The organism is Bacteroidota bacterium, from assembly GCA_016699695.1.
Lineage (GTDB): Bacteria > Bacteroidota > Bacteroidia > Bacteroidales > UBA10428 > UBA10428.
Genome location: CP065006.1, coordinates 1679499 through 1691274, shown reverse-complemented (window position 1 = coordinate 1691274; position 11776 = coordinate 1679499). Strand labels below are relative to the sequence as shown.

Here is an 11776-nt window from a genome sequence, read left to right as displayed (position 1 = left end):
CTGATCTTAAAATAACAACACTATATTTTTATTATTTGAAGAGTATTAGTTTTTAATTCCTTTACCAGACCTTCAAAATCAAAAGCTTTTTCAGAAATCGAAGCCGAAATAAGATTTTCCGGCAAACATCTTACAAACTTTGAGAAAAACATCGATTTTGTATTGACTTCCAGTTCACGGATAAATTTTTCAGAATTATCTAATGATCCATTCTTCAAAGTATCAATGAAAGTTAGAACATTATTAAAATTCAATTTCTGATCTGATTGGATAGACTTTAATACAATTGATTTGTAGCTTGATGATGTTTGACACACACCAAATATTTTTAAAAGTTTAGCTAATGTCCGATTAATCTTATCACCTGAGAATGTAATTAATTCACATTCATTAATATCTTCACTTAATATCCAATTATTCTTTGACCAATTAAGTGCCTTAACTTTTAATCGAGCTCCCTGAAAACAAGTCTTTGCTGTATCGTTTAAATATTTGGGTATATCGGAAGAGAATAACAATTCACCAACTTCTTTGGCTGTTTCATAAGGTACATCTGACCCATTAAATGTTTTCCAACGAGGGGCATTTCCAACTTTTGTCTTTCGAGCAAAAACCTGATGTGATTCAACTTTAACACTAAATGCTTCCCATTCAATACCGCCGAGAATAAAAAAGAATGGTACTTCCATAGACTCAACAAAATTACAATCTAAGTTACCTACGTGGTTTTTCTCATTAAAAACTTCATATAAAGGTCCACTACTAAAAACCGCAAACAACTTTTGCCAATTAGCCCCTAAAAAGTATTTCTCCGTTGATTCTCCAACTATTATTTCTCCATCAACATCCCGTAAGAAATCATTTAACAACATAAATGTTATTAATTCATAAAATTGGGATTTCGTTATTTGTGAAAAGCAATATGAATTCGATAAAATTCCCCAAGCATTTTCTGGTTTTATGCCGTTATTCTGTAAGCATAAACATATTAGTTGATGAGCAAGTATATGATATGCTTGCCGAGGTAAAAATAGATTTTCAGATTTACCTTTTAAGCCTAAACTTACAACACCTGTCAATAAGAGTAATTCATCTTCATCTAAAATTAATCCTCTGAAAAATTGTGGTTTCCCATCCCTACGACCAGTACGACCAACCCTTTGAAGAAATGAGCTTGAGCTTGAAATTGAATCCAGTTGAAATACATGATCTAAATGTCCTATATCAATGCCTAATTCTAAAGTTGAAGTACTAATGATACTATCAATTCCACTTTCAAGATCATTTTTTATTTTAATACGTTTTTCAGCTTCTTCCCGATAATATTTACTTACCGATGAATGATGCGTTCTTACTTTGATTGGTATTGATCTCTTTTTAAGTGTATTTAGTTTATTAATTGCAGAAGCCAACGATTCACAACTTGATCTTGATCCACCAAAAATTATAGATTTTTTAAATGGAAGCAAATCAAACATGCTTTCTAAACGCTGATAATTGGCTGGTATTTCCTGACCATCTGGTGTTATTCGATCGTAAAAATATTGAATCTGAAAATCTTTATCTTTTTTGTGAGCTGATTCAATAAATATACGTTTTCCGATCTGACTTGATGAACCAGCAAGCCATATTAGCATTTCATCAGGATTACCAATAGTAGCCGTTATTGCTATCCTTTGAATTGGTTTTCCAAGTTTTGCATTTAAACGTTCAATTAATGTTATGAGATGACAACCTCTATCAACGGATGCAAAATTGTGAGCCTCATCAATTATTATGGTTTGCAAATCTTTAAAAAAATCTTCCCAATTGGGTTTACGCAGCAAAATTGCCTCTAAAGATTCAGGTGTAGTTAAAAGAACATTTGGTGGATTATTAATAGCAGATATTTTGTCTTTTTGACTTACATCGCCATGCCATTTAAAACAATGTAACCCACAAGCCTGAGAGTATTCATTTGCCCTTAATTCAATATCATTTAATAAAGCTCTTAAAGGAGCTAAATATAAAATCTGAACTGTATTTGCCTTATTCTGTGCCGATTTTGTAAGACAAGGAAAAAATACTGCTTCAGTTTTGCCTCCGGCAGTTGGAGCTTCAATAATGCAATTTTCTCCATTTAGAATAAAAGGTATTGCTGCTTTTTGAATTTCAGTCAATCCACCTTTCCAACCCTTTTCGTAAATAAGTTTTTTTAAACCGGGATGTATCAGACTTAAAATATCATCTTGCATCAAAAAGTAAATAAGGAATTATGCTAAAATATTCGTAATCTCAGAAACTATACTATTTTCAGTAGAATCAATTCGGATAAACTCTTCTTGTGAAATGTTAGGATTCTCTTCACACAAATCTAAAATATGTATGAATTCCCTAATAATAGGACGCGGTTTTCTACTTATTGATTCTTCACCAAAAGCAGTCCAGTCTTGAACTAATTTTAGTAATATATCATCTGGAAACTTCTTTTGAACATCCCAATTATAGGCTATACCATGAATATCTCGTACCCTTGTGATTACCGAAAGAAGTTTAGCCTGGTCTAATCCTTGCAGAACAAGTATTGGTTGTCGAATGCTGGTTTTACCATCTATTGAAGGCGGTGCAGATACTCGATCAGCCAATGCCTCGTAACTTTTTATTCCTGCCCTATCATCCTCGAAGAAAGTATCAGTTCCGGTAAAAATTAAAAGGCAACTTGGAAAATTATTCTTTCCGGATTCATCTATCAAAAGTCTTAATATTTCTAATGCCTGTTCTCTTTGTCTTGCCTGAGGAAATTTTCTAATTAATTCTAATTCGTCTATTAAAAGTAAAAGACCATTATATCGTGAACCTTTAATCACTTCCAACAATGCTCGAATTCTAGGAAATACTTGATTTGATTCAATTGTTCCATGTACACCAATTTCATTAAGCATTTTACTCGATAATGAACGGCTACCACTTAACCATGCAATTGTTGTTGATGCTAAAATTGAGTTATTAGTCTTTTTTGCACGATAAAAGGCGCGTAATGCTGGCGAAAAGCCAGAATCCATATCAGATAAATATGCCAGTTCAGATTCGACTCTTTTTTCGACAATAACTGATAGTTTTTCCTGAGTTATTGGGTCTAAAGCTGTTAATCCTTCTATCTGTGCTGTCTTTTGGTGAATTGTGAGTAACCAAGATTCTAAAATATCTGCTAATGCACATGAATCAGTTTTTTCAGGAATTCTTAATCCATTAATTAAACCTGAATAAAAAACTGGAAGATCTGATAATGGCTGATCCGGACCAATATTAACTGTTGAGACAACAAATTCTTCATTTAATGCCATCTCTCGCAACCAAGAACTTAAAAAGGTTTTTCCCGCTCCATAAGGTCCTCTAATAAATTTAAATGGGGTTTTATTATTCTTAGCTTCAATTAACAAATCTTTTAAATGTGTGCGTTCTTTTGAATGTCCAACAATAACATGTTCTAAGTTCTTTTCTGGCACAACTCCCTGCCTAAGAGCATCAATTACACCACGAGCTTCATATTTTTCAATGATTTTATCCGATTGTACCTTTTCACCTTGCCATTCATAAATATTTATACTTCTTACGCTTCGAACATGAATTGGGTATTTATTTTGACTTTTCAATTTAGATACCATTTGGGACATATGGGCTTTGGTTAAGAACCAACCTAATCCATGTAATCTACTTGCCCTTTCAATATCATGTTCAGTTAATGATTTTGACTCTTTAATTAGTGAAATGATTATTTGTTCATCTTCATCTAATTTAGGATAGTCTAATTTAATATTTTGAAATTCAGTTGGTAATACTTGTTTTGAAGTAGAAGCAATGTCTGCAATATCTTTAATCTCATCATCTTTTACAGAAATTGAGGCATCAATATTAGATTGTTGATCTTCTACAACTGCTTTAATTGTAACCTCACTATATTTTATTCTTGATCCTTCAATTAATCTGTCTATTAAATCATTCTTAATTCCCGAAACCTGAATCCCTATTTTTTTACATAAATCTATCAAATCAACTCTTCGTAGACGATTCATAACGGAACGTTCAGACCAATTACTTTCAACCAATCGTTTTATTTTTTCATCCTTTAGCCCACTTGTTTTTAAGAAATTCAGAGTCAATAAATCATATAATTGATCATAAGTTAAATTTTGTAAAAGCTTTGAATATTCTTCATCGGTAAGCACTCTGCATTCCTTTTCAAGTGGAATTAAAGGTTTCGTCTCCTTAATTTCTGGTTTTTTTAAGTCTAACCTTTGATCAAAAAAATCAACAATATTTGAAATCAATTCAGCCTTTTTACCAGAAACCTGAATTCCATTTGTTCTGCAAAAATCTCTTAATTCTTCAATATTCATGAAGTTTAAAAGTTCTGATGGTGGAATTAAGGCATCCAATATTCTAGCAATTCTTATTTCCTTTGTTCCACTTACCAATAAACCAATATTGGTCAGAGGGGTATGTAACTGCTCGCTTTTAATTAAATTTAATAAACGCAAATAATCTTCTTTTTCTAAATCAATTCCCCATGCTCGTCGAATTTGGACGACAACTTCATCGGCAATTGCATAGTTGTTATCATACGTAAGTACAAGACCTGATAATAATAAATGATTACGAGAAGTAATATATGCTCCTGAATTATCCCAAAGCTGACGAATATCTGGATGATGTTCAAGTAAAAGGTGTTCTCTTGTCCATATGCCAAGTTCCTTTCTTAATGATTCCAATAATTGAGCTTCACTTGTATCGATTTCCAGATTACTTTCCCAAGCAAATTTTAAAATGTTTACATAAAGCTGATAATTTTTATCACTTGATAATCCCTGACCTGTCTTAGCTCTTTGAGTCATATCCTCAGTTGTAAGCAAAACTTTTTCCTGAAACCCTTCAACAGGAAGCATATGATTAGGGGCATCGATAAGCAATTTTATAAAAGCATAAGTTGGAGGTTTAGCTGGTGCTAATGCAGTTGCAACATAAGATAACGAGCTAAGTGCAGCAGATATTTCCTGAATAACAATGCTTCTAGGTAATCTAAGGTTAGCCGATTCATTCACTTTATCGGTTGCGATTTGATCGATAGCAGCATCTGAATACTTCTCAATTATCTCAATTATTTTCATTTGAATATTTTTTTTGCAGACTTTTGTGTATTGTTAAGAACGCTCAATTAAATTACTAACAAAAAACTCAAAGTAAAAAATATAACTTATTCCAATTATAATCAATTAGCTGAAAATTACGAGAGGTGAGAAAATCATGTGTTTGGTTGCGAAGCGATAGCTGCTGTAATGAACTATCAAACTCTCACTTTTAGTGTTAGGTATAATTATTTTGTTTTGCTTATTAGTAAAAATCGATAATTGCTATGTTACTTTTATAAAGTTATTCTGAATTCCTTTTTTTTTAAAAACCCCTTACAAAAGCTTAAAAATAGTGTATTTCAAAAGGCAGACAATGCACTATTAAACTGAATATTATCTCACCTTTGTACAATGTTTCAATTCAAGTTGGGCTAATTATGAGAAAGACTTTCTGGACTCTGATTGTTGCTTGTTTGAGCCTTTTACCCTCGAATGGGCAGGAAGGTTTTTATGTCCGCCTGGCCGATTCGGCCTTTACTTTGACGAAGCAGGCAGTTCAGTACGATCCAGCTTATTTTAGGCTCGACTATCCCAACGGCGATGTGCCGGCCGATAAGGGTGTGTGCACCGATGTAATCATCCGGGCGTATCGAAAAATGGGCATAGACTTGCAGAAAGAAGTGCACGAAGACATGAAGGCCCATTTCGACCAATACCCCCATAACTGGGGTCTTACAGTGCCCGATAAGAACATTGACCACAGACGGGTACCCAACCTGATGACCTTTTTTGCACGCCATGGAACGGTAAAAAATACTTCTCAGGATGCAAAGGACTATTTACCGGGCGACATAGTATGCTGGAACCTGGGCGGTGGGGTAACCCACATTGGCATTATGGTCGGTAAAAAATCTGCCGATGGTTTGCGGTACCTGGTGGTGCACAACATTGGAGCCGGACAGGTACTCGAAGATTGTTTATTTCGCTTTCAGGTTATTGGCCATTACTGCTATGGTGAATAATAGTTCCGAAAGTCTTTCATTCTGACTTTTTGAATAAATGCTTTTCTTGCAACCGAAAAGTCTAACAAATAGTGCTTTTGACTGTTTATCTTTACAAAAATTGAAAGTATGCGTGTAACTGTTTGCCGGAAAGAACATTTTAATGCCGCTCACCGGTTGTATTGCCCCGATTGGAGCGAGGGAAAAAACAACGAGGTATTTGGCTTGTGCAACAATCCCAATTTCCATGGCCATAACTACGAGCTGGAGGTAAAAGTTACCGGAACCATCGATCCCGAAACGGGTTATGTGATCGACATGAAAGTGTTGAAAGAATACATCCGCACCGAAGTACTGGAACGCTTCGACCATAAAAACCTCAACCTCGATACACAGGAGTTCAGCCAGCTAAACCCTACGGCCGAGAACATTGTGGTAGTCATCTGGAACCGCTTACGCAAGGTAATAGACCCTGCCATGGATTTATCGGTAATTCTTTCCGAAACACCGCGAAACATTGTAGAATACCATGGGAAATAAAATCCTTCAGTTTTTATCGAAAGCATTGTCGTGGGTACTAATAATTCCGGTGAGGTTTTACCAGTATTCCATCAGTCCCTTGTTGCCGCGCAGTTGCAGGCACGTGCCAAGCTGCTCGCAATATACCATTGAGGCATTAAAAATTCATGGTCCGATAAAGGGTTTGTACCTGGGAATACATCGGATTTTACGATGCCATCCCTGGGGCACCAGTGGATACGATCCGGTTCCTCCGAAAAAAGGTTCCAAGACAGCAAAAAACTAAAAGATATTATCGAAGTGCTTCATTTCTCGGTGTATTTCACCTTTGCCTTGAAAAGCTCGAGGTGTGTTTCGCGGAGCATCTCAAGGAGCGGAATATTTTTCGGGCAGCGGCTGAGGTCTACTTTAGCCAGATTTTCTTCCGTCGGGAATACACCCGGGAACCAATCGTCGTTGTCTTTGAACATGTTATAGCGGTATTGTCCAAAACCTTTCATGTCGTAACATTTTAGCAGGGTGCGAAAGCGCAGCACCTCGGGTATATTAATGCCCGAAGGGTCGTTGGCCAGGCCATAGGCTTCGAAACCGGCATAGGGGTCGAGCAGGAGTTGGCTGTCGAGGCGGTGTTTAATTTGTGCATCTTCTGGCGAAAGGGGTATGCTGGTGGGGAATATTCCCGGCAGGTCGGAAAAATGAGAAGTGGCCGGCAAACCAAAGGTGAGGGTGTGAATGGCCAGGTGGCCAAGGCAAAACCGGGCATTGAACTGCACCGGATTTAGCGGGGCAGTGAGGTCTTTGAGCTTCTGTGGCGGGGTGCTGAGCTGGCCGCCTTTGTCGTTGGGCGAGATAATGAATACACCCATGTCTTTTGTTTGAGCCAGGTCGATGGCGGCTTTGTTCCGCTGAAAGAAATAATAGTAATGCAGGTTGACAAATTCGAACAAATCGGTCTCGATGGCTTTGATAATCACTTCAAGCGGTGCATGGGTGCTGAAACCAACGTGCTTAATAATCCCTTCCTCCTTCATCCGAAGCAATTCCTCGACCGGACCACCGGGGGCACAGGCTGTTTGATAGTGCCCGAGGGTATTCATTCCATGCCAGGCATAAAAATCAAAATAGTCAGTTTTCAAGGCCTTTAACTGCTTTTCAAGCAACTCGCGTGTTTCCAGAGCTGTTTGCGGGGCTCCTTTTGTCATCAGGTAATAGCTGTCGCGTTTTACCTTCAGCCTGTCGTTTAGCACAATTCCGTAGGCCGTTTCGCTTTTTTTGTAGCCCCAGGCCGTTTCGATGTGGTTGATCCCGGCCGCAAAGGCTTGCTGAACGGTATCCTGGCATTGTTCGAGCGTGTCTTGTGGAATCACTTCCCTTGGATCGTCCCAGCCATGTTTAAACCGCATGCCACCCAAAGTGATGACACTGATTTTTTTGTTGGTTTTACCAAAACGACGGTATTCCATGGGAACCTTGTCGAGCGTGAGTGTTGAAAAATCCATTCTTTACATTTAGTTGAAAGCTGAAACAAGCAATAAGCCTTAAAAGTTTAGCGAATAAGTGAAAACCTGCCAGCAGCATCGAGCTTGATAATAGAAGAAACAGGCCTTTGGGTCTGATCATCCTGCCGCCAATTGACCACATAGTCGACCCCTGAAATCACATCCGGCGAAACCTCTTTGAAACAAAAAGGTACTTTGGTTCCGCTTATATTGGCAGCGGCCGATACAAGGGGTTTGCGCAATCGGCCAATGAGCTTCTCGCAAAAATTGTCGTGTGTAATTTGTATGCCTATACTGCCATCTTCAGCGATGAGATTGCTTGCGAGGTTTTTAGCCTTGGGGTAGATAATCGTAAGTGGTTTGTCCGATACTTCAATAAGCTCATAGGCAATCTCAGGAACTTCTTGCAGATATTGGCTTAGTCGATTGGCGCTTTCGAGCAGAATCAGCATGTCTTTGGATTGACTTCGTGGCTTTAGTGCATAAATTTTGTTTACAGCTTTAGAATTGCTTGCGTCGCAGCCAATGGCCCATTTGGTGTCGGTGGGGTAAAGAATTAAACCTCCATTTTGCAGTACTTCGCACGCCCGCTTTAATTCTTCAATCATTGCGGCAGGTATTTTATCGTATCTATTTTGTAACCGCAGTCGAAATGATTTTGCGGGCATGTTTTTCTTCCATGCACCCCACATGGCCTGCAGGGAATTTTTTCTGTGGCTTCGGCCACTACCGAAAGGTTTGAAAGGGGGCCAAACCCAAATTCGGGCAGGGTGCTGCAAAAAAATGCGGTTACCGGGGCATTCATAGCCGAGGCAAAATGCAAGGGTGCCGAGTCGTTTACATAATTCATCCGGGCCTTACTCATTAGGGCAGCCGATTGAAGAAAGCTAAGTTTACCGCAAAGGTTGGTGGCTTCTGTGTGTCCGGAGGAGGAAATAATCTGCTCGCACAGAGCAGCATCAGAAGGAGCGCCTAAAAAATAAAGATGAATGTTTTCGGGAATTCTCTGGCAAAGCGCTACCCATTGGTCCCTGGGTAGTTGTTTCGTAAACCACACCGACGAGGGAGCCAGACACACATAAGTTTTCGCGAAAGCCGGGCTCACTTTATCAAAATCATCAGCCGATGGATAAAGTCTTGGTTGCCTTATGGGTTTTTCTACAAGGGTTTTTATCAGGTTAAGGTTGCGGTCTACCTCGTGCATACCGGGTTCGAACAGATGCCTTACTTTTTGGTGAAACAAAAATGAAAAGGGATTCTTCTTAAAGCCAATTACTATTTTGCCTCTCGAGAAGGCAGTAAGAAAGCCTGTACTGGCAAAACGCTGCAGGTTAATCACATAATCGTAGCGTTCATTTCTGATTTGCTTGAGTAACTTTAGCAGAGCCTTGTATTTGCTTTCTTTTTTATTCCACACAAACAATTTTCTGAGTTTAGGATGACCTTCGAGCAGATTTTCGTTGCCCTTACGCAATACAAAATCAATTTCCGATTCGGGATAAGCTGCGGAAAGGCTTTCGATCAGCGGGGTGGCCAGTACCACATCGCCAATAAATGCTGTTTGTATGAGCAGGAATCGGGGCATACACAATGTAGGGTTAAACTAGAACGCGATATCGTATTCGCGCAGGGCATTGTTAAGCGAAGTTTTCAGGTCGGTCGATTCCTTACGCTGTCCGATAATCAGTGCACAGGGAGTTCCATATTCGCCGGCGGGGAATCTTTTGGGCACTGTGCCCGGAATTACCACAGAACGAGCAGGTACAAAACCACGGTATTCTTTGGGTTCGCTTCCCGATACATCAATTACCTTGGTCGATTTGGTGATAACCACATTGGCCCCCAAAACAGCCTCGCGGCCTATGCGGGCACCTTCTACTATGATGCAGCGCGACCCGATAAAACAATTGTCTTCGATAATCACCGGCGCAGCCTGCACAGGTTCGAGTACCCCGCCGATGCCCACACCACCGCTCAGGTGCACGTTTTTACCTACCTGGGCGCAGGAGCCCACGGTTGCCCATGTATCAACCATGGTTCCACTGTCGACATAGGCACCAATGTTCACATAGGAAGGCATAAGGATTACCCCGGGCGCCAGGTATGAACCATAACGGGCAATGGCATGAGGCACCACACGCACTTCGAGTGCTTTGTAACCATGCTTCAGAGCTATTTTATCATGAAACTCGAAGGGCTTTGCTTCGATCACTTCCATCTTTTGTATGGGGAAATACATGAGCACTGCTTTTTTTACCCATTGGTTTACCTGCCAGTCACCTTCTTTGGGTTCTGCCACACGCAGCTTACCCTTGTCCAGCAGTTCAATAATGTCTCGTATGGTTTTTTGGGTAGAGGCTTCTTTTAAAAGCTCGCGGTTTTCCCAAGCGGCTTCAATATCCGCAATCTGATTTGAATACATTTACATCGATTTTTTATTTCGATGCAAAAATAGTCTTTTTGCCAGATTGCCGAAGAACAAAAAGGGAAAAGAACCCACATGGCAGGCAGAATATTACCCGACTTGGTTAAAACACAACCAAAGTGAGAATAAAAACCTTCTACAGGAGGGTTCTCTCGAGCCCATGAATCAATTCACTATGTTCTCCGTATAGAGCAGTTTTGCAGCGAGGCTACTTAGGATTTTTCGTTCAGGTGTTTATGATGCCAGTCGCATCCGTAGTTGCCCACCTTGTATTCTTCCATTAAGCCATCTTTTCCTTTTTCAGCAGCTTTCAGGTTAAGCTCATCAATTTCTGACTGAGTAAGCGGCTGAAAGTTTTTCGCTATGTGAATATCCTGCCATAGATCTTTGGTGCTGCCAATGCCGCAAACAAGGGTCGATACCGGTAACGAAAGAGCATACCGTCGGCATAATTCCGCACTAATCCCCAATTCGCGTGGTATGATACCATCCTGAGCAGCCAGTCCCTTCATTCCAATAATACCTATGTTTCTTTCATAAGCAAGGGGCAGCACTTCTTTCTGAAAACTGGTATAATGAAAGTCGAGCATATTGGTTGGGAACTGTATGGTATTCCACTCAAAGTCTTTTTTTAACATAGCCAGGTGAAATTTAGGATGCTGGTGGCCCGTAAAACCTATAAACCTGATTTTCCCTTCTTTTTTTGCCTCGAGCGCTGCCTTAAGAGCACCATTTTTTTCGTCAAAGATCAAATCAGGGTCGTCGTCCCATTTTATGGCATGAAATTGCCAAAGATCAATATGGTCAGTTTTGAGTCTTCGAAGGCTGTCTTCGAGATGCTTTTTTGCACCCTGGTAATCGCGTGCGCATACTTTTGTCATTAAAAAAACCTTGTTCCGGTAGCCATTTACCGATAAAGCTTTCCCCATAAATTCTTCACTCACCCCATCGTTATAATCCCAGCAGTTATCAAAAAAATTGATGCCATTGTTAATGGCTTCGTGCTGAATGTTTGCCGATTGGGCTGCGGTGAGATTGTATCCAATGTGCCAACCCCCGATGCCAATGATTGAAACATACTCTCCGGTATTGCCAAGCATGCGTGTGGGCATTTCATAGGCATTGAGCCTTTGCCCCTGGATAAACAGAGCACCATAGGCTAAGCTTGCCAATGAGCTTTGTATAAATTTTCTTCTCGAATAAGTGTTATGCATAGCTGTGTTTTTA

The 11776-nt window shown here is 39.5% G+C and carries 10 protein-coding genes; 3 read left to right on the top strand and 7 right to left on the bottom strand.

The features are described from left to right. Positions 1-20: 20 nt before the first annotated feature. Positions 21-2234, bottom strand: a complete 2214-nt coding sequence (locus IPM71_07110) for a DEAD/DEAH box helicase (GenBank protein QQS52494.1) — start codon at positions 2232-2234, stop codon at positions 21-23. An 18-nt stretch (positions 2235-2252) separates the two neighbouring features. Next, entirely contained in the window at positions 2253-5144 is a 2892-nt protein-coding gene (locus IPM71_07105; protein ID QQS52493.1) for a DUF2791 family P-loop domain-containing protein, read from the bottom strand. 398 nt (positions 5145-5542) lie between these two features. Between IPM71_07105 and IPM71_07100 the strand changes: the two genes are divergently transcribed. The 3 genes from IPM71_07100 (at position 5543) to yidD (ending at position 6911) form a co-directional block, all read left to right on the top strand. Next, positions 5543-6127, top strand: a complete 585-nt coding sequence (locus IPM71_07100) for a DUF1287 domain-containing protein (protein QQS52492.1) — start codon at positions 5543-5545, stop codon at positions 6125-6127. Positions 6128-6235: 108 nt separating this feature from the next. Further along, on the top strand, positions 6236-6646 hold the full coding sequence (locus IPM71_07095; GenBank protein ID QQS52491.1) for a 6-carboxytetrahydropterin synthase: 411 nt from the start codon (positions 6236-6238) through the stop codon (positions 6644-6646). Further along, complete coding sequence (gene yidD, locus IPM71_07090; protein ID QQS52490.1) at positions 6636-6911, top strand: membrane protein insertion efficiency factor YidD; 276 nt, start codon at positions 6636-6638, stop codon at positions 6909-6911. Before IPM71_07095 ends, yidD begins: the two co-directional genes overlap by 11 nt. A 19-nt stretch (positions 6912-6930) precedes the next feature. Here yidD and IPM71_07085 read toward each other — a convergent pair whose 3' ends face one another. The 5 genes from IPM71_07085 to IPM71_07065 all read right to left on the bottom strand — a co-directional run bounded on the left by IPM71_07085 (position 6931) and on the right by IPM71_07065 (position 11763). After that, the gene (locus IPM71_07085) at positions 6931-8124 is read right to left on the bottom strand and encodes an aldo/keto reductase (protein QQS52489.1); all 1194 of its coding nucleotides are present in this window, start codon (positions 8122-8124) and stop codon (positions 6931-6933) included. A 47-nt stretch (positions 8125-8171) separates the two neighbouring features. Continuing rightward, positions 8172-8732 carry a threonylcarbamoyl-AMP synthase gene (locus IPM71_07080; protein ID QQS52488.1) on the bottom strand — a complete coding sequence of 187 codons (561 nt, stop codon included), beginning with the start codon at positions 8730-8732 and terminating at the stop codon, positions 8172-8174. Beyond that, positions 8729-9709 carry a glycosyltransferase family 9 protein gene (locus tag IPM71_07075; GenBank protein QQS52487.1) on the bottom strand — a complete coding sequence of 327 codons (981 nt, stop codon included), beginning with the start codon at positions 9707-9709 and terminating at the stop codon, positions 8729-8731. Before IPM71_07075 ends, IPM71_07080 begins: the two co-directional genes overlap by 4 nt. A gap of 18 nt (positions 9710-9727) precedes the next feature. Beyond that, positions 9728-10546, bottom strand: coding sequence for a 2,3,4,5-tetrahydropyridine-2,6-dicarboxylate N-succinyltransferase (locus IPM71_07070; protein QQS52486.1), 819 nt, complete (start codon positions 10544-10546; stop codon positions 9728-9730). Between the two features lie 215 nt (positions 10547-10761). Next, positions 10762-11763 (bottom strand): aldo/keto reductase, encoded by a 1002-nt coding sequence (locus IPM71_07065; protein ID QQS52485.1) that lies wholly within the window; start codon positions 11761-11763, stop codon positions 10762-10764. Positions 11764-11776 lie beyond the last annotated feature (13 nt).